Annotated in this window: 15 protein-coding genes; 4 read left to right on the top strand and 11 right to left on the bottom strand. The window is 70.8% G+C overall.

Going from position 1 to position 18,576, the window contains the following annotated elements; translation table 11 throughout:
- Nucleotides 1-140: 140 nt before the first annotated feature.
- The 7 genes from ACLBX8_RS02925 to ACLBX8_RS02895 form a co-directional block, all read right to left on the bottom strand.
- Nucleotides 141-746 carry a K(+)-transporting ATPase subunit C gene (locus tag ACLBX8_RS02925; protein ID WP_447697855.1) on the bottom strand — a complete coding sequence of 202 codons (606 nt, stop codon included), beginning with the start codon at nucleotides 744-746 and terminating at the stop codon, nucleotides 141-143.
- 21 nt (nucleotides 747-767) lie between these two features.
- Nucleotides 768-2,858, bottom strand: coding sequence for a potassium-transporting ATPase subunit KdpB (gene kdpB, locus ACLBX8_RS02920; protein WP_447714601.1), 2,091 nt, complete (start codon nucleotides 2,856-2,858; stop codon nucleotides 768-770).
- A 106-nt stretch (nucleotides 2,859-2,964) separates the two neighbouring features.
- Nucleotides 2,965-3,159, bottom strand: a complete 195-nt coding sequence (locus tag ACLBX8_RS02915; protein WP_447714600.1) for a hypothetical protein — start codon at nucleotides 3,157-3,159, stop codon at nucleotides 2,965-2,967.
- A 1-nt stretch (nucleotide 3,160) separates the two neighbouring features.
- Nucleotides 3,161-4,876: a potassium-transporting ATPase subunit KdpA gene (gene kdpA, locus ACLBX8_RS02910; protein WP_447714599.1), complete on the bottom strand. Its 1,716-nt coding sequence runs from the start codon at nucleotides 4,874-4,876 to the stop codon at nucleotides 3,161-3,163.
- Between the two features lie 22 nt (nucleotides 4,877-4,898).
- On the bottom strand, nucleotides 4,899-4,988 hold the full coding sequence (locus ACLBX8_RS02905; protein WP_020091582.1) for a K(+)-transporting ATPase subunit F: 90 nt from the start codon (nucleotides 4,986-4,988) through the stop codon (nucleotides 4,899-4,901).
- Between the two features lie 482 nt (nucleotides 4,989-5,470).
- The gene (locus ACLBX8_RS02900) at nucleotides 5,471-5,611 is read right to left on the bottom strand and encodes a hypothetical protein (protein ID WP_020091584.1); all 141 of its coding nucleotides are present in this window, start codon (nucleotides 5,609-5,611) and stop codon (nucleotides 5,471-5,473) included.
- 299 nt (nucleotides 5,612-5,910) lie between these two features.
- Nucleotides 5,911-6,120, bottom strand: coding sequence for a hypothetical protein (locus tag ACLBX8_RS02895; RefSeq protein ID WP_020091585.1), 210 nt, complete (start codon nucleotides 6,118-6,120; stop codon nucleotides 5,911-5,913).
- 302 nt (nucleotides 6,121-6,422) lie between these two features.
- On the opposite strand from ACLBX8_RS02895, the gene ACLBX8_RS02890 reads away from it, so the two are divergent.
- The 4 genes from ACLBX8_RS02890 to ACLBX8_RS02875 all read left to right on the top strand — a co-directional run bounded on the left by ACLBX8_RS02890 (nucleotide 6,423) and on the right by ACLBX8_RS02875 (nucleotide 11,428).
- Complete coding sequence (locus tag ACLBX8_RS02890; protein WP_447714598.1) at nucleotides 6,423-9,350, top strand: response regulator; 2,928 nt, start codon at nucleotides 6,423-6,425, stop codon at nucleotides 9,348-9,350.
- A gap of 49 nt (nucleotides 9,351-9,399) precedes the next feature.
- Nucleotides 9,400-9,759 (top strand): response regulator, encoded by a 360-nt coding sequence (locus ACLBX8_RS02885; protein ID WP_026604690.1) that lies wholly within the window; start codon nucleotides 9,400-9,402, stop codon nucleotides 9,757-9,759.
- Between the two features lie 33 nt (nucleotides 9,760-9,792).
- Nucleotides 9,793-10,848 (top strand): adenylate/guanylate cyclase domain-containing protein, encoded by a 1,056-nt coding sequence (locus tag ACLBX8_RS02880; RefSeq protein ID WP_447680399.1) that lies wholly within the window; start codon nucleotides 9,793-9,795, stop codon nucleotides 10,846-10,848.
- Between the two features lie 97 nt (nucleotides 10,849-10,945).
- Complete coding sequence (locus tag ACLBX8_RS02875; protein ID WP_447680400.1) at nucleotides 10,946-11,428, top strand: DUF1203 domain-containing protein; 483 nt, start codon at nucleotides 10,946-10,948, stop codon at nucleotides 11,426-11,428.
- Between the two features lie 43 nt (nucleotides 11,429-11,471).
- Here ACLBX8_RS02875 and ACLBX8_RS02870 read toward each other — a convergent pair whose 3' ends face one another.
- The 4 genes from ACLBX8_RS02870 to ACLBX8_RS02855 all read right to left on the bottom strand — a co-directional run bounded on the left by ACLBX8_RS02870 (nucleotide 11,472) and on the right by ACLBX8_RS02855 (nucleotide 18,039).
- The gene (locus ACLBX8_RS02870) at nucleotides 11,472-14,333 is read right to left on the bottom strand and encodes a putative bifunctional diguanylate cyclase/phosphodiesterase (protein ID WP_447714597.1); all 2,862 of its coding nucleotides are present in this window, start codon (nucleotides 14,331-14,333) and stop codon (nucleotides 11,472-11,474) included.
- Entirely contained in the window at nucleotides 14,330-15,139 is an 810-nt protein-coding gene (locus ACLBX8_RS02865) for a PstS family phosphate ABC transporter substrate-binding protein (RefSeq protein ID WP_020091590.1), read from the bottom strand. The genes ACLBX8_RS02870 and ACLBX8_RS02865 overlap by 4 nt, the downstream gene beginning before the upstream one ends.
- A 75-nt stretch (nucleotides 15,140-15,214) precedes the next feature.
- Nucleotides 15,215-16,252, bottom strand: a complete 1,038-nt coding sequence (locus tag ACLBX8_RS02860) for a 2Fe-2S iron-sulfur cluster-binding protein (RefSeq protein WP_447714596.1) — start codon at nucleotides 16,250-16,252, stop codon at nucleotides 15,215-15,217.
- A 14-nt stretch (nucleotides 16,253-16,266) separates the two neighbouring features.
- Complete coding sequence (locus ACLBX8_RS02855) at nucleotides 16,267-18,039, bottom strand: ethylbenzene dehydrogenase-related protein (RefSeq protein ID WP_447697846.1); 1,773 nt, start codon at nucleotides 18,037-18,039, stop codon at nucleotides 16,267-16,269.
- Nucleotides 18,040-18,576 lie beyond the last annotated feature (537 nt).

The raw sequence follows: 18,576 nt of genomic DNA, 5'->3' as shown, positions 1-18,576 counted from the left end.
CGTCATCGCGAGCGGAGCGAAGCAACCCAGGGCAGCTGACGCCGGTGAGCGTGGCGCGGCTGGATTGCTTCGCTTCGCTCGCGAAGACGAAGCGGGATCCGCAGCGCAGCTTCGGGGTCCCCCCTGCTGCTGGGCGCGCCTCAGCGACGGGCGAGATCGTCGACCGCGAGGTTCAGCGCCAGCACGTTGACGCGCGGCTCACCCAGGAGGCCGAGGGTGCGCGCCTCGATGCGGGACGACACCAGAGCGCGCAGCTTGTCCGCCGGGATGTTGCGGGCCTTGGCGACGCGGGGAACCTGGAAGTAGGCGGCCTCGGGCGAGATGTCCGGGTCGAGGCCCGAGCCGCTGGTCGTGACGAGGTCGACCGGGACGGGCGCATCCGGGTTCTCGGCCCTGAGCGCGTCGAGATCGCCCTTCACCCGCTCGGCGAGGGCGGCGCTGGTCGGGCCGAGATTCGAGCCCGAGGAGTTCGCCGCGTTGTAGGGCATCGGCACCGTCTTCGCGGCGTCGGACGGGTCCGGCGCCGTCGTCGCCGAGGGCCGGCCGTGGAAGTAGCCGGCACCCGTGAAGTTCTGGCCGATCAGGCTGGAGCCGACGACCGTGCCGTCGCGCGCGATCAGGCTGCCGGCGGCCTTCGCGGGGAAGATGGCGCCGGCGAGGCCCGTCATCGCGAGGGGGTAGGCGAGGCCGGTGATCGCCGTCAGGGCGGTGAGCAGGACCAGGGCGGGGCGAAGCTGGTTGAGCATGGCAGGTCTCCGGGGACCGGTTCAGGCGAGGTGGAGGGCGCTGACGGCGAGGTCGATGGCCTTGATGCCAACGAAGGGCACCAGGACGCCGCCGAGGCCGTAGATCAGGAGGTTCCGGCGCAGCAGCGCGGCCGCGCCGACGGCCCGGTAGGTGACGCCGCGCAGGGCCAGCGGGATCAGCGCGACGATGATGAGCGCATTGAAGATGATCGCCGACAGGATCGCGCTCTGCGGCGAGGCCAGGCCCATGACGTTCAGCGCCTGGAGCTGCGGGTAGAGCGTGAGGAACATCGCCGGGATGATGGCGAAGTACTTGGCCACGTCGTTCGCGATCGAGAAGGTCGTCAGCGCGCCGCGGGTCATCAGCAGCTGCTTGCCGATGCCGACGATCTCGATGAGCTTCGTGGGGTCGCTGTCGAGGTCGACCATGTTGCCCGCCTCGCGGGCCGCGACGGTGCCGGTGTTCATGGCGACGCCGACATCGGCCTGGGCCAGCGCCGGGGCGTCGTTGGTGCCGTCACCGCACATGGCGACGAGCTTGCCGTCCGCCTGCTCCTTGCGGATCAGCGCGAGCTTGTCCTCCGGAGTCGCTTGGGCGAGGAAGTCGTCGACGCCGGCCTCGGCGGCGATCGCCGCCGCGGTCATCGGGTTGTCGCCGGTGATCATCACCGTGCGGATGCCCATCTGGCGCAGCTCGGCGAAGCGCTCGCGGATGCCGCCCTTCACGATGTCCTTGAGGTAGACCACGCCCAGCAGGCGGCCGTCCCTGGCGACGGCGAGCGGCGTACCGCCGGCCTTGGCGATCTCCTCCGCGATGGCGCGGATCTCGGTCACGACGCCGGTCTCGGCCTCGGGGCGGACGGCCAGGGCGACGTTGGAGCCGCGCGAGGCGATGGGCTGGCCCGAGACCGAGGCGATGACGGCATCGACGGCGCCCTTGCGGATCGACGTGCCCTGCAGATCCACCCCCGACATCCGCGACTGCGCGGTGAACGGCACGAAGGTGGCGTTGAGGCCGCCCATGTCCCGGGCGCGGATGCCGTACTTCTCCTTGGCCAGCACCACGATGGAGCGGCCCTCCGGCGTCTCGTCGGCGAGCGAGGCGAGCTGCGCGGCGTCGGCGAGATCCTGCTCGCTGACGCCGCGGACGGGGCGGAACTCGGTCGCCTGACGGTTGCCGAGGGTGATCGTGCCGGTCTTGTCGAGGAGCAGCGTGTCGACGTCGCCCGCCGCCTCCACGGCGCGGCCCGACATCGCGAGCACGTTGAAGCGGACCAGCCGGTCCATGCCGGCGATGCCGATCGCCGAGAGCAGCGCGCCGATCGTCGTCGGGATCAGCGTGACGAACAGGGCGACCAGCACGATCACGGGGATCGACCCGCCCGCGTAGCTCGCGAAGCTCGGGATCGAGGCCACCGCGAAGACGAACACGAGGGTGAGGCCGGCGAGCAGGATGTTCAGGGCGATCTCGTTCGGCGTCTTCTGCCGCGAGGCGCCCTCCACGAGGGCGATCATCCGGTCGACGAAGGTCGAGCCGGCCGCGGCGGTGATGCGGACCTTGATCTCGTCCGAGAGGACCTGCGTGCCGCCGGTCACCGCCGAGCGGTCGCCGCCGGATTCTCGGATCACCGGGGCGGATTCGCCCGTGATGGCCGCCTCGTTCACGGAGGCGACGCCCTCGATCACCTCGCCGTCGGACGGGATCAGGTCTCCGGCCTCGACCAGGACGACGTCGCCGACCTTGAGCGAGGTGCCCGGCACCGTCTCGAAGGCCCGGCCCTGCCCAATGAGGCGCTTGGCGGTCATCTCGGTGCGGGTGCGCCGCAGGCTGTCGGCCTGGGCCTTGCCGCGACCCTCCGCGAGGGCCTCGGCGAAGTTGGCGAAGATCAGGGTGAACCACAGCCAGAGGATGATCTGGCCCGAGAAGAGCAGGTCGCTGCCGCCGGTGACGAGGTCGCGGACGAACAGCACGGTGGTGAGGAGCGCCACGACCTCGACCACGAACATGACCGGGTTTCGGATCATGGCCCGCGGATCGAGTTTTCGTACCGAGCCGAGGAGGGCCGGCCCGATCAGGGCGGCGCTGAACAGGGATGATGTCTGACGCGACATGGGAGATGTCCGGAGGAGAGATTGGAGTGAGGCTGCCGTCCTTGCGAGCGGAGCGAAGCAACCCAGGGCCGCGCTCCGCTGCGCGCGCGTTCACCGTTGCGGAGGCTCAGCCCCCGGCGCCGAGGGTCAGCGCGTAGGCGGCCAGCAGGGCGAAGCCGCCGAGCATCACGACGCCGAGGAGCGCCAGGATGAGGTCGGAGGTCCGCAGGGGCTGGGCGCCGCCGCGGTCAAGCCGCAGAGGAGGGCGGTGCAGCGCGAGGTGGTGGCGCGGGACGCGCCGGGCGGGGAAAGCGCGCGGCATCTCAGCCCCCCGTCGCGAAGGTCTGGCCGGCCGCGCCCGCGAAGTGCTCCACGATCGGGCCGAGCGCCAGCGACGGGAAGAAGGTCAGGCCGCCCATGATCAGCACGACGCCGACCAGCAGCCCGACGAACAGGCCACCGTGGGTGGGGAACGTGCCCGCGGAGGCCGGGACCGTCTTCTTGGCCGCGAGCGAGCCCGCGATGGCGAGCACCGGGATCTTCACGAAGAACCGGCCGACCAGCATGCCGACGGCGAGCGTGCTGTTGTAGAACAGCGTGTTGGCCGTCAGCCCGCCGAAGGCCGAGCCATTGTTGGCCGCCGCCGACGTGTAGGCGTAGAGGATCTCCGAGAAGCCGTGCGGGCCGGCATTGGCCGGGCCGGCGAGGCCCGCCGGCACCACCGTCGCCAGGGCGGTGAAGCCCAGCATCATCAGCGGCAGGCAGAGGATGCCGAGCATGGCCATCTTCACCTCCTTCGCCTCGATCTTCTTGCCGAGGTATTCGGGGGTGCGGCCGACCATCAGGCCCGCCACGAAGATCGCCACGATGACGAAGATCAGCATGCCGTAGAGGCCGGCGCCGACGCCGCCGATGATGACCTCGCCGAGCTGCATGTTGAGCAGCGGGATCAGGCCGCCGAGCGCCGTGAACGAGTCGTGCATGGCGTTCACCGCGCCGCAGGAGGCCGCCGTTGTGATGACCGCGAACAGCGCCGAGGCGCTGATCCCGAAGCGGACCTCCTTGCCCTCCATGTTGCCGCCGGTCAGCCCGAAGCTGCTGAGCACCGAGCTGCCGTTGGCCTCGGCCCAGTAGGTCACGGCGACGCCGGCCAGGAACAGGATTCCCATGGCGCCAAGGATCGCCCAGCCCTGACGCTCGTCACCGACCATGCGGCCGAAGACGTTGGTCAGCGCGGCGCCGATCGCGAAGATCGAGACCATCTGGACGAAATTCGACAGGGCGGTGGGGTTCTCGAAGGGGTGCGCGGCGTTGGCGTTGAAGAAGCCGCCGCCGTTGGTGCCGAGCATCTTGATCGCCACCTGGCTCGCGACCGGGCCCAGCGCGATGGTCTGCTTGGCGCCCTCCAGCGTCGTGGCGTCCGCGTAGGCGCTGAGCGTCTGCGGCATGCCCTGCCAGACCAGGAACAGCGTGTAGGGTATGCAGATCGGCAGCAGCACGTAGAGGGTCGCGCGGGTCACATCGACCCAGAACGAGCCGATCGTGCCGCTGGAGGCGCGGGCGAACCCGCGGATCAGCGCCACCGCGACCGCGATGCCGGTCGCCGCCGACAGGAAGTTCTGGTGCGTCAGGCCCAGCATCTGGGACAGGTACGACAGCGTGGTCTCGCCGCCGTAGGACTGCCAGTTGGTGTTGGTGATGAAGCTGGTCGACGTGTTGAACGCGAGATCCGGCGCCACCGCGCTCTGATCGGCCGGATTCAGCGGCAGTACCGCCTGCAGGCGCAGGATCGCGTAGAGCGCCGCGAAGCCCAGCACGTGGAACAGGATGACCGCGCCCGTATAGGCCAGCCAGTGCTGCTCCTGGCGATCATCGATGCCGGACACGCGGTAGAGCCCGCGCTCGATCGGTCCGAGCACGGGCGAGAGGAGGGTGCGCTCTCCGGTGAAGACGCGGGTCATGTACGACCCGAGGGGCTTCACGAGCGCCAGAACGATCGCGCCGTACAGCGCGATCTGGATCCAGCCGTTGAGGGTCATGGGGGAGATCCGTCAGGGCCGCTCAGAACCGCTCGGGGCGGACGAGGGCGTAGGTGAGGTAGACGAGGAGGCCGGCGGTCACGCAGGCGCCGAGGGCGAGATCGAGGGTCATGGCGGCCTCTCTCAGAGCCGGTCGCAGGCGGCCGCGTAGCCGGCCGCCGCGGCGAAGAAGGCGAGGCCCCCTGCGAGGAAGACGATGTCGAGCATGGTGGTCGGGTCCGGTTCGGCGGACCGGCCGCGGAGGCTCCGCGGCCGGCCTTGGCCGACCAGCAGTGTCGCCGGGAACCGCGTTAGGGTTCGAGCGAGGACCGGGCGGGAGTTTATAAGGGCCGCGTTAGGATCCGGCGTTCCCGCCGAAGCTGGCCCGGAGACCCGCGCAGGCGGCCGGCACGGTCAGCCACGCCGCGCCCGGGCAGAGACGGCGCCACCGGGCGCGATCGAGCCGGATCACCCCCGCCTCGCGGCCGAGGATGCCGCCGTAGGCGAGGCCGCAGACGCGGCAGCGGCCCGCCAGCGGCTGGATGGATAACCCCGGGGGTGCCGTGCCGGACGGCGACGCGGCGTCGCCGCGACAGGGCGGCGCGGCTCCGGCGCTCACTGGACCCGCAGGGGTTCGAAGACGTTCAGCGCGAGCAGCGCGAGGGACACGGCGGACCACCCGCCGAGCGCGACGACCATCAGCGCGAAGACGCGGTCGGCCCTGCACTCGGCGAGGATGTAACGGACGATCGGCATGCGGAGGCTCCATCCGGGCTGATGCCCGATGGCGCGACCACGTCCGCATCGGCCGTGAGGGACCAAGACGCGTGCGGGGCGTCCGGCATAGGGATGTCATGAGGATGGGCGGCCGGCGCGCCCGTCAGCGCCAGAAAGGGCGGATCGAGCGCGTGCAGGACGCGGGGCGGTGAGTCGTGGGAGCCGGATCCCGGGTCGGCGCAGCCCACCGAGGCCGGGACGGGCTCGGGCGCACGGAGGGAATCTGGTGGCACGACGCGGCCACTCCGGGAGCGTCCGGTCCGCGGGCGGGCGACGCCCTAGACCGTCGCGGCCTCGGGCTGCTCGGTCGAGTTGAACACGACCTCGCCGGTCCGCTCGCAGACCACGGTGACAGAGGTCGCCCCGTTCTCGCGCTGCTGCAGGGGGAGCTGCGCGAGCGCGTAGGCCGTCGCCGCCTCGAGGTCGCACGGCCACAGCTTGGTGAAGCTCTCGCGTTTTCCGCGGCGAAAAGTGATCTTGTAAGCCATCGTTTCCTCCGTTTTCACGGAAGATACACCTTCTCGGCGTGCCGCCACGCCGCGCCGAGACATGGCACCGATGCGTTCCGGACGGGATTGGAAGCGAGAAGCCGGCAGACGGGCGACGAACCGGGCGACGAACGGCGAGCCCGTGACTGGGGCGGGACAGCGATTCCCGTACAGCTTGATCCGCAAAATAGACCATGCGACGGTGCCGAATAATGAATTGCGCGCCCGCGGGCATCGCGCAGATCAGGCTTGGCAGGGCAAGGCGTCACCCCTGGCGCGTCGGTGTCGGAGTGGTTCGAGGTATGTCCCACGCGCCGGCCGGATCACCCAGCGAGACAGGTCGGGCCGCCGACGCCGGCCCTAGCCGGAGCGCCGGGCCTCTCGACGAGGCCGGGGTCGCCAAGCAGAAGCTCGTCGAGGCGATCGAGAGCAGCTCGGAGGGCTTCGCGCTGTTCGACCCGGACGATCGCCTCGTCCTGTGCAACGGGCACTTCCAGGATTTCCATCCCGGCCTGTCGGCCATCATCGTGCCCGGCGTGACCTTCGAGGCCATCGCCAACGCCGTCGCGGAGACCTGCGTCGTACGGCCGGACGGGATGAGCGTCGAGGCCTGGGTCGCCGAGCGCATCGCCCATTACCGCGCGCCGCGCGGTCCGCTCCTCCAGCAGCGCGTCGACGGCCGCTGGGTCCAGGTCAACGAGCGCAAGACCAACGACGGCGGCGTCGTCGCGGTCTACACCGACGTGACCGAGATCAAGCGCGCCGAGCAGGTGCTCCAGGCGACGCAGGGGCGGCTGACCTACCTGCTCACCGCGTCCCCGTCGATGATCTGCAGCTTCGAGGTCGGAGGGCGCAACGCGCCGACCTTCATCAGCGAGAACGTGCGCGATCTCCTCGGCTACGAGCCGGGCGACTACCTGTCGGGGCCGGAATTCTGGCTGGAGCGGCTCCATCCCGACGACCGCGACCGCGTTCTCGCCGAGTTCCCGAACCTGCTCGCGGACGGGCACAACGTCATCGAGTACCGGTTCCGGCACGCGAACGGCACCTATCGCTGGGTCCGGGACGAGCAGCGCCTCCTGCGGGACGCGACGGGCCAGCCCGTCGAGGTGGTCGAGTCCTGGAGCGACATCACCGAGCGCAAGGAAGCCGAGCTGGCGCTGCAGAAGCAGACCGCCTTCGTCGAGCTGCTCCAGGCCGCCGCCGCGGCCGCCAACGAGGCCCCGACGGTCGAGGACGCCCTGCGCTTCTGCCTCGAGCGCGTCGCGCAGCACGCCGGCTGGCCCGTCGGTCACGCCCATATCCTGGCCCGAGACGGGACGCGGACGCTGCTCCCGACCGGCATCTGGCACTGCGACCCCGGCGCGGATGTCGCGCGATTCCAGGCCGCCACGGCCGCCACGTCGCTGGCCGCCGGATCGGGCCTGGCCGGCCGCGTTCTGGTCTCGGGCGCGCCGGAATGGAGCGTCGGGGACCCGACGCTGGCCGCGGACCCGCGCGCGCCGGCGGCGGTCGAGCACGGCATCCGGGCGGGGTTCGGCTTTCCGGTGACGGTCGGGCGCGACGTCGTCGCGGTGCTGGAGTTCTTCGCCCGTGACGCGTCCCCGCCGGACGCCTCGCTGCTCCGGGTCATGAGCAATATCGGCGCGCAGCTCGGCCGCGTGATCGAGCGCAAGCAGGCCGAGGAGAGCCTGCGTCAGGCGAAGGAGGCGGCCGAGGAGGCGAGCCGCGCCAAGAGCAGCTTCCTCGCCAACATGAGCCACGAATTGCGGACCCCGCTCAACGCGATCATCGGCTTCACCCGGCTGGTGATGCGGCGGGCGAAGGATGTCCTGCCGGTCAAGCAGTTCGAGAATCTCGAGAAGATCCTGGCGAGTTCCGAGCACCTGCTCTCGCTGATCAACAGCATCCTCGACCTCGCCAAGGTCGAGGCGGGGCGCATGGAGGTGAAACCCTCGGACTTCGCCCTGGAGCCGGTCCTCGACCTGTGCCTCCGCACCGTCGAGCCCCTCGTCAAGAACGAGGGCGTGCGCCTCGTCCGGGACGTCCGGGACCCGCCCCCGATGCTGCGCACGGACGAGGAGAAGCTGCGGCAGATCCTGATCAACCTGCTCAGCAACGCCATCAAGTTCACCGAGGCCGGGTCAGTCACGCTCCGCGTCCGCTCGGTCGATGAGGGCATCGAGTTCGCCGTGATGGACACCGGCATCGGCATCCCGGCGGGCGCCCTGAGCGCGATCTTCGAGGAGTTCCATCAGGTCGACAACAGCGCGACCCGGTCCCACAGCGGCACCGGGCTCGGGCTCGCGATCAGCCACCGGCTCGCGCGCCTGCTCGGCGGCCGGATCGGCGTCGAGAGCCGCGAGGGCGAGGGATCGACCTTCACGCTCACCATCCCGCCGCGGATCGCCGGCGGCGCCGAGGTGCCGCCGCCCCCGAAGCCGGCACCCGCCGCCGTCACCGCGCCGCGCTCGGGCGCCAAGGTCGTGCTCGCGATCGACGACGATCCCAACGTCGTCTACCTGCTGAAGGAGAACCTCGCCGATGCCGGCTACACGGTGGTCGGGGCGGCGAGCGGCCAGGAAGGGCTGGTCAAGGCCCGGGAGCTGCAGCCGCGGGCCATCACCCTCGACATCATGATGCCCGGCACCGACGGCTGGCAGGTGCTGCACGCGCTGAAGACCGATCCGCTGACCCGGGACATCCCGGTCGTCTTGATCTCCATCGTCGACCAGAAGGAGCTCGGCTTCCGGCTCGGCGCGACCGACTACATCGTGAAGCCGTTCGAGCGGGAGGCCCTGATCGGCGCCCTCGCGCGGATCGCCCCCGACAACGAGCGCGTCCTCGTGATCGACGACGATCCCAACGTGCCGGACCTCGTGCGGCAGCTGCTCGACTCGGAGCACTGCACCGTCGACTGGGTGGCCGACGGCGCGGCCGGACTGGAGCGCATCGCGCAGGCCCGCCCGAGCGTCATCCTCCTCGACCTGCTCATGCCGCGGATGGACGGCCTCGCCTTCCTGGACGCCCTGCAGGCGGATCCCGCCGCCCGGTCGATCCCCGTCGTGGTCCTGACCGCCGCGTCCCTGGATCCCGCCGAGCGCGGCATGCTCCGGGAACGGGTGCTCGGACTGATCGACAAGGGTGGGCTCGATCGCGCCGCCCTGGTCCGGGAGGTCCGCCGCGTGCTCCCGGTCCTGGAGACCGAGACCGCCGACGGTGACCGATGAGGTCTGAGACGCCACGTTCGCGGCGGCCCGCTTCGTCCGGGATCCGCCCATGAAGCGGATTCTCATCGTCGAGGACGTCGCGCTCAACCGCGATCTGCTGACCCAGCTGCTCGAGGACGAGTACGAGATCCTGATCGCCGTCGACGGGGCCGCCGGCGTGGACATGGCGATCGCGCACCGGCCGGATCTCATCCTCATGGACCTGTCGCTGCCGCTCGTCGACGGCTGGGAGGCGACGCGCCGGATCAAGGCCGACGCGACGACCGCCGCCATCCCGGTGATGGCGATCACCGCCAACGCGATGACCGGCGACGAGGACCGCGCGCGGGCCGCCGGCTGCGACGACTTCATGACGAAGCCCGTCGACGAGGACCTGCTCTTCGCCAAGCTGCAGCACTGGCTCGGCTGAGCGCGGCCGTCTCACGCCAGGAAGGGAGGACCCGTGGAGCCAGCCCGCATCCTCATCGTCGACGATGAGCCCTTCAACCTCGACCTGCTGGAGCAGGAGCTGGAGCTCCTCGGCCACGCCAGCGTGCGGGCGGCGAACGGGCGGGCGGCCCTCGACCGGCTGAGCGAGGAGCCGTTCGACCTCGTGCTCCTCGACGTGATGATGCCGGCCCTGGACGGCTACGCCGTGCTCGAGCGGATGAAGGCCCACGAGGCGTGGCGCCACACGCCCGTCGTGATGATCTCCGCCCTCATGGAGATCGGCAGCATCGTCCGGTGCATCGAGCTCGGCGCCTTCGACTACCTGCCGAAGCCCTTCGAGCCCGTGATCCTGGAGGCGCGCATCCGGTCCTGCCTGGAGCGGAAGCGGGCGCACGACCGCGAGGTGGCGCATCTGCGGACCATCGAGCGCGAGCGCAAGCGCGCCGATGAGCTCCTGCACGCCATCCTGCCGGTCTCGGCGGTCGCGGAGCTGATGGAGACCGGGCAGGTCAAGCCGCGGCTGTTCGGCGACGTCGCGGTCCTGTTCATCGACCTCGTCGGCTTCACCACGTGGTGCCACGACCAGAGCCCGGACGTCGTCGTCGCGGAGATCCAGCGCCTCGCGGAGGCCTTCGAGGTGGTCGCGCAGGCGCGCGGCCTGGAGAACATCAAGACGATCGGCGACGCCTTCATGGCCACGGCCAACCTGCTGCGGCCGCACGACGACCCGGTCTCCGCCGCCATCCGCTGCGCCGCCGACATGGTGGCGATCGCGGCCGAGGGCGAGCCGGGCTGGCGGATCCGCGGCGGCATCCACATCGGGCCGGTCGTCGGCGGCATCGTCGGCCGGACGAAGTTCACCTTCGACCTGTGGGGCGACACCGTGAACGTCGCCGCCCGGCTCGCGGGCCTCGGCGACGGGTGCGCGCTGCACCTGTCGCGTGAGGCCTTCGCGCGCCTGCCGGACCCGCGCGACGTCCGGCCGATCGGCCCGGTGACGCTGAAGGGCAAGGGCGCGGTCGACGTGTACTGCCACGCCCTCGCGGCCGGCGACGCGACCCCGGCCTGAGACGCCCGCGGCGGCCGCGGAGCGTTCCGGATTGCGCAGCAAGAAGCGGGATGCGGCGCGCCGGGACGGAGCTTAGGGCCCGTCCCGGAGGTGCACCATGACCCGTTATCGCTGCGTTCCGATCCCGACGGAGACCGCCGATCGCTTCCGTACCACCGGCCTCGACGACCGGGACAACCCGGTCCGTCGGGTCGTCGCGACGGCGGATGGCGGCTTTCCCTGCCGACACTGCCTGCAGCTCGGCCGGCCTGGCGAGACCATGCTGCTCGGATCCTACGATCTGCCCGAGCCGCGCGGGATCTACTGGACACCCAGTCCGATCTTCCTGCACGCGGACGAGTGCCCGCGCGCCGAGGCGGCCGACGGCCTCGCGCCGATCGTCCGCGCGAACACGTTGGTCTCGGTCCGTGCCTACGACGCGGACCATCTCTGCCTCTACGATCTCGGGCAGGTCTGTCCCGGGAGCGAGGCCGAGGTTCCGCTCCGCCGCGCCCTCGACGATCCGCGCACCCGCTTCGTCAACATCCACACGGCGCGGCCCGGGTGCCTCCTGTCCCGCGTGGAGCGCGTCGCCGACTGAGCGCGAGCCACCGAATCGCCCAACGGGCCTTTGCGGGGCCCGGTCAGGCCGCCACGTGGATGTGCTCCTGCGCGTTGATGAAGGCCGCCACGCCGGCGGCCGGGATCGGCCTGCTCAGCAGGTAGCCCTGGACCTCCGAGAACCCGCTCGCCCGCAGCCGGGCCAGCTGCTCCGGGGTCTCGACGCCCTCGGCCGTCGTCGTGATCTTCAGGCTGCGGCCGAGTTCGGCGACGACGTGGACGATCGCCGCCGCCTCGTCCTTCTCCAGGAGGTTCCGGACGAAGGACTGGTCCAGCTTGATCTTGTCGAATCGGAAGGTGTTCAGGGAGGAGAGGGACGAGTAGCCGGTCCCGAAATCGTCCATCGAGAACCGCACGCCTAGGGAGCGCAGGCGGCTCAGCATCTCGAAGCTCGCCTGATCCTGGCTCAGGATCACCGACTCGGTGATCTCCAGCTCGAGACGGTGGCTCGGCAGCTCGGTCTTCAGCAGGACCTCCTCGACGAACCGGTCGAGATTGCCTTCGCGGAACTGGATCGGCGAGATGTTGACGGCGACCCGCAGGGAGCCGGGCCACGTCATGGCATCGGCGCAGGCCCGTTCGAGCACGTAGGCGCCGAGGGCGTCGATCAGCCCCGTCGCCTCGGCGACCGGGATGAACTCGCCGGGCGAGATCATCCCGCGTTCCGGGTGGTGCCACCGCGCGAGGGCCTCGAAGCTCGTCACCGCGTTCGTCGCCAGGTCGAACAGCGGTTGATAGTGCAGCTCGATCTGCGCGGTGCCGATCGCCAGCCGCAGCTCGCGTTCCAGCCAGCGCCGCTGGTTCTGGCGCTCCTCCATCTCCTGCTCGAAGACGCGGACGCGCCGACCGCCTTCGGCCTTCGCGGCGTAGAGGGCGACGTCGGCGCGGCGCAGGAGATCGTCGCCGTCGGCATCCTCCGCGCCGGAGACGGCGATGCCGAGACTCCCGTCGACGGACACGAACTGGCCGGCCAGGAAGAACGGCCGCCTGAGCTGGATCAGGATCTGCTCCGCCAGGGCGAGGACGCCGTCCGGCAGGTCTGCCTCGAAGAGGACCATCGCGAACTCGTCGCCGCCGAGGCGCGCCACCGTGCCGCCGGACGGGCACAGTCCGGTGAGGCGGCGGCCGACCTGCCGGAGGAGTTCGTCGCCGGCCGGATGTCCGAGGGTGTCGTTGATGCCCTTGAAGTCGTCGAGGTCGAGACAGATGACGGTCACCGCCCGGCCGCCGACCGCATGGTCCGCGAAGGCGGCGGCCAGACGGTCGGCCAGGAGCGCTCGATTCGAGAGGCCGGTCAGCGCGTCGTGGGTCGCGAGATGCGCGATCCGCGCCTGCGCGGTGACGCTCGCGGTGACGTCCTCGTGGGTCTCCACCCAGCCGCCATCGGCCATCGGCTCGACCGTGATCTCGATGCAGCGGCCGTCGGCGAGCGTCCGGGTGAGGGTCCGGCGGATCGGTCCGCTCTCCGCGGCCGACCAGTCCGTGAGACCGGCGAGCCGGTGAACCTCATCCTGTGTCGGTTCGAGATCCAGCGCGCCCGGAGCGATCCCGTAGATCCGGCAGAACTGGGAATTGTAGACCTTGAGCCGGCCGTGGACGCCGAACATGCACAGACCCTGGGACATGTTGTTCAGGGCGGCGTCGAAGCGCTCGTTCTGCTCCTGCAGCTGCCGCTCGCGCTCCGTCAGGACCGTGTTCTGCCGGAACACGTCGTCGCGCAGCTGATCGCGCTCCGAGAGGGAATGCTCGAGCACGACGACGGCCCGCGCGATATCGCCGACCTCGTCGGCACGGTCGATATCGGGCACGCTGACATGCCAGTTGCCGCGCGCGACCTCGGAGACCGTCTGGGTGATGCGCACCAGGGGACGGGTGATCCGGCTCGACAGGAAGAGCATGACGACGGCGACGAGGCACAGCGTCAGACCGGCGACGACGCTGAGCGTCCGCAGCAGCGCGCGCGAGCTCTCCTCGCCGATGCCCACGACCTTGCCGGTGAGTTGCTGCAGCTCCCGCAGCGGCGCCGCGACGCAGAGGCGTATGTCGGGCGGCTGCGGGATGCAGCGCGCGACCTTCTCGGCGCCGAGCACGGCGTGCAGCTCAGCGCCCGACGCGGGTCCGAGCTGGGCTTTGGAGACCTCCGAGCCCGCCGAGGAGAGGAGGTTCTGGTCGGCGAGGATCAGGACGTCGCGGTTGCTGAGGGACGCGAACGCCGTCAGGGTCGGCTCGTGCGCGCGCAGGACCCGGTACCCGACGAGGCCGCCGATCACCTCGCCGAAATCGTCGAACAGCGGCTCGCCGAAGATGTCGGCGACCGTGCCGCTCTCGGTGGCGGCGAGCGCCCGCGCGAGCGCGTCGTCCCAGCGCAGCGACAGCACGAACCCGTCCGCGTGCTCCCGATCGTTGCGGGCGAGCACGGCCCGCAGGGACGCCGCGACGGGCGACGTCCGGAACGCCGCGTTGGCGGCGAGGAGGTCCGCCTCGACGCGGTCGGCGGTCAGGGCGCGGAGATTGAGGTCGAAGGCGATGGCGCCGTCGAGATCGGCGAGGGCGAGAGCCGGCCGCAGAAGCTCCGAGGCCGCCACCGTGTTGCCGGAGAAGACCGCCTTCGCGACGTCCCAGCGCTTGGACATGGTGGCGAAGCGCCGCTCGACGTCCTCGCGCTGCATCTGGAGCCGCGCCGCGGCGAGCTTGGCGTCGCTGAGCAGGCGGTCGGAGAGCTGGGCCTCGGACCAGGTCGAGACCTCCTGCGCCTGCTCGCGGAGCGTCTGGCCGGAGCGCAGAACCACGAGGAAAACCAACGCCGCCAGCGCGATCGCGGCCGTCGAGAGCGTGGCGCCGACGAGGCGCGCGCGCAGGGAACGCGAGAAGACGGTGCCCGTCACGGCCTGAGCGGGGCGCCGCCCCGCTCCGCCATGACCTGTCCCGCGCGGTCGGAGGTCGCGAAAGCGAGGAACGCCGACGCCGCGGCGTCGCGCGTGGCGGCCTTGTAGATCAGCGCGAGGGTCACGGCGCTCGGATAGGTCGGATCGCGCGGGGCCCGGCCGTCGATCGTCAGGACCGCGAGATCGCCCGCGAGCGCCGGCGAGTACGGACCGAAGCCGATCGCGCCGGGCGTCTCTCGCACCGTGGCGATCGCGTCCTGGGTCGTGGTCGCGGTCTTCGAGCGGCTGGTCAGGACGAGGTCTCGCCAGCCCGGCATGGTGGCCCGCAGGACCGTGAGCGTGCTGTCCGTGTCCTCGCGCCGGACGACGCGGATCTTCAGATCGGGGCCGCCGAGGGCGCTCCAATTGTCGACCGTGCCGGCGAAGATCGCGGCGGTCTGCGCGCTGGTCAGATTGGTGACGCCGACGCCCTGATGGACGAAGATCGCCGAGGGGATGCGGGCGAGCGGCACCTCCACGAGTCCCTGGGCCTTCTCGGCCTCGGTCAGCGGGCGCGCGACCCGCCCGAGCCTCTGCCGCTCGCCGCCCACGGCCGCGACAGCGCCGCCGGAACCGATGCTCGGCGGCACCGACACGCGCGCGTCGCCGCTCTCGGCATTGTAGGCGGCCGCCACGGCCTGGAGCATCTCGATCCCGTCGCCCGTGCCGACGACCGCGAGGTCGTCCGCGCGCGCGGCGGCCGGCAGGGCCAGGAGGATGATTCCACCCGCGATGATGCGCCGAAGAGACGTGAATAACAGTGCCATAACCCGAGAATGCGCCTCGAGTGCTTAACCCGAGGTCACCGGATACCGTACACCGAAGTTGTGGTTGACGATCTGCTAGGCGACAGGCTCCGTTTTAGCGGTCCGATGACCCGCGACGCGCTGGAGGAAGCGCTGCAGGAAGTTCGTGTCGGACGGCGGTTTCCCGTCCGCGCCGCGCGCGGCCGCGTAGAATGGATCGGCGTAGCAGGTCGCCCCGGTCGCCGCGGCGAGGAACTGGACAGCCGCGACCATCTCGGGGGCGCCCGCCGCGAGGACGGTGTCGTCGCGCGTGAGCATCGGCATGTGGAGCGTCGGCCGCCCGGGCCGGGCATCCGGAGGCGGGTTGCCGCCGCTGCAGGTCAGGATCGTCGTCGCCCCCCGCTCGCGCAGCCAGTCGAGCGCCGGGCGCATGTAGAGGTTCTGCGGGTGCCGCGCGCCGGCCACGACGAGCAGGTCGCGCTCCGGCTCACGCATCCGGCTCGCGCGGGCGACCGCCCAGGCGGGCGCCCAGCCGACGCCCGATGAGACGATCACGAGACGGCCGCGCCCGAGCCGGTGGAAGGCGGTCCCGAACGGGCCCTCGACCTTCACCGCGGTTCCCGGTCCGATCCTGCCGCCGAGCAGCGGCGAGACCGCGCCGTCGGGCTGGCGGCGGATCTGGAAGATCAACTCGTTCAGTTCGCCCGATCCGTCCGCGCGCAGGGTCGGGCTGTAGTCCCGCGCGGGCAGCCCGGCGAAGGAGACCCGGACATACTGGCCGGGCAGGTAGGTCAGCCGCTTGCGCAGCGCGACCGTCACCTCGACGATCTCGGCGGTGAGATCGACGACGCGGTCCACGATGCCGGCCCGCCGGACGGTTTCCGGAACCTCGTCGAACTCGATGACCGCGTCGGTGGTCAGGCGGGCCCGGCAGGCCTGCACGGTCTCGCCGATGCGCGTCCCCGCATCGTCGACCGCGCCCGCATGGATCCGGACGCGGCAGGTGTCGCACTGCCCGGTGGCGCAGTCGTGCGGGATCGCCTGGCCGGCCGCCAGACCCGCGTCGAGCAGGGTCTGGCCGGCGCTGGCGCTGACCCGCCTTCCGTTGATGACGAGGCTGACGCGATCGGCCACGGCGCGCTCCCGGCTCAGCGCAGAAGGACTTCGACCGGCCGCATGTGCCGCGTGTGCCGCGTCTGCGTGTGATCGAAGGCCGAGACGTACAGGTAGAAGGTGTTGCCGGGCAGGAAATCGACGTCGTACTTGCTGCCGGTCGCGATCTTGCGCGCGGCGACGAGGGTCCAGTGGTCGTCGGCCCAGTCGGCGGCCGCCGAGATCCCGGCGCGGTCCCCCGTGTAGCCGTCGGTCATGAGCACGCCCGGCATCACGGTGCCGACCGGGATCTCCGCGTCGGCGGCAGCCGAGTACGGCACCGTCTCGGTCTTCTCGACCATCCACCACGCCGAGCCCGGCGACGTGCTGGCATCGAAGTCCAGATCCACGGTGCCGAGCTTGGCCACCGTCGCCTGCCAGTCCTTGGGAAGCCGCAGCGGCTCGACCGCGCCCGCGTAGCCGCCGGGCCCCTCGAACTTGAAGTTGTAGCGGTACGCGCTGGTGCCGGGATCGCCCCAGTAGCCGGCCTGGTAGCGGCCCTTCACGGCCCGCTCGGCGTCGGTGGGGTCTGTGGGCGGGCCGATATGCATGTCCTCGACGACGCCGAGCATGCCGCCGCGGGCCGCCTTCCACTGCCACATATCGATGTAGCTGCCGTCGGTGGTGTAGTGGTAGCCGCGGCCGTTGAGCGGGGCGGGGGCGTCGGGCAGCGGCCGGGCGCCGAGATGGGTCGACCCGCCGCTGCCGAACGCGTCGGACCGCGAGAAGATCACCGCCAGCTTGTCCTCGTAGTAGGCGGTCACGTCCGCGCGCGCCGCGTCCGCGTCGAGGAGGTGCCAGCCGTCCGCCTTCTTGATCATCGGGACGCGCTTCAGCGAGCGCGACGGGTCCCACCAGCGGAAGGCGAAATACACATTCGTCGCGTCGCGCACGGCGCGGATCTCGACGGTGGTCTCACCGGTCCCGCCGAAATTGGCCCCCTGCATCGTCCGGACCGAGACCGGGCGCGCGGTGCGCCAGACCGGGTCTTCGAGGAGCTTCGACAGGTCGGGCCCGGCCGACACCTTGTCGATCACCAGCGTGGACCGGCCCTTCACGTCCGCGAAGGCGAGGCCGCCGACGACGGGGAGGCCGATGATGGCGGCGGCCAGAAGTGGGCGTCGCCGCCGCGCCGCACCGTCCGCCAGGGCCGCCGGGCGGAACAACCGCAGGAGCTGCCACAGGCCGCCGTACATGAAGTGCGCGAGGGTATGGACCGCGATGTAGGCCAGGGCGACCAGCGCGCAGGTGGCGTGCAGCCAGACCACCCAGCCGCCATAGCCGAGGTAGAGCGCGACCCCGGTGCCTGTCAGGACGAGCGTGACGGCGTAGATCAGCCAGTGCAGCGCGACGTTGATGCCGCCCCACCGTGCCTTCCGGGCGGCCTTGCTTCGCCCGCTGACACGGAGGGCGCGGAGCCGCGACAGGCCGTTGCGATCCGTGAGACGCCCGCGCACGAGGTAGACCAGATAGGCGGTGATTCCGAAGAATAGGGTCAGGCCGGCCACGAAGTGGACGGTCCAGACTTCACCTTGCGGAAGCAGGGGCGCCAGGAACTTCGCGGTCCGCGCCACGGGCGCGTCGGCCGAGATGCGCAGGCCCGTGAGCAGGCTCGCCACCATGGCGATGGCGACCACCCAGTGGATCACGATCGTCCCGACATCGGAGCGGGGATGCCGGTCGACCTGCGCGGCGGCTGTACTGCGCCACCCGGGGGCGGTCTCGGCTCCGCCGGGCGGATGCGGCGCGAGGGTCAGCGGTTCCGACATTCGATCCTCCGCACCGTCGCCGCAAATTGGACGCGCTACGTTAGAACTTTGTAAATCATGATGCCGGCCGTTGGATATAGCCGAGCTTTGCAATCTATAACTCTTGAAAGATATGCTTAACGGCGGTCTCGGCCCGGTCGATCAGCAGGCCATGCCGTGGCTCCGCCCCGCCGCGGCGCAAACCGGTTCGGGTCGCGCGTCGACGAGAGGCGGACGCGGCCGATAGGGCACGGCCTCAGAGCGGCACCTCAAGCACCTGTCACGACGGAGCGCTCAGTCAGGAATGCTCGGAGACAGGATCTCCTAGCGACGGCACGGGATCTGTCGCCGGATCTCGGGGAGCAGGCCTGATAGGGCGGCAGATGCCTCTTCATCGCTGCTAGCGACATCCACGGCGCAGAACTCGAGGTCTCGGTCGGCGGAGTCCACGCGATGGACCGCGCCATCAACCAGCCTCGCTGAGCCGACGCGGCCGCGATCCGCAGCTCGCCTCGCCCGCGCACTCCCATTTCCGTGATCAATTTGGATACAAAAACA

The sequence above is a fragment of the Methylobacterium sp. D48H genome (genome assembly GCF_053345715.1).
This window is presented reverse-complemented; position numbering and strand designations above follow the sequence as displayed.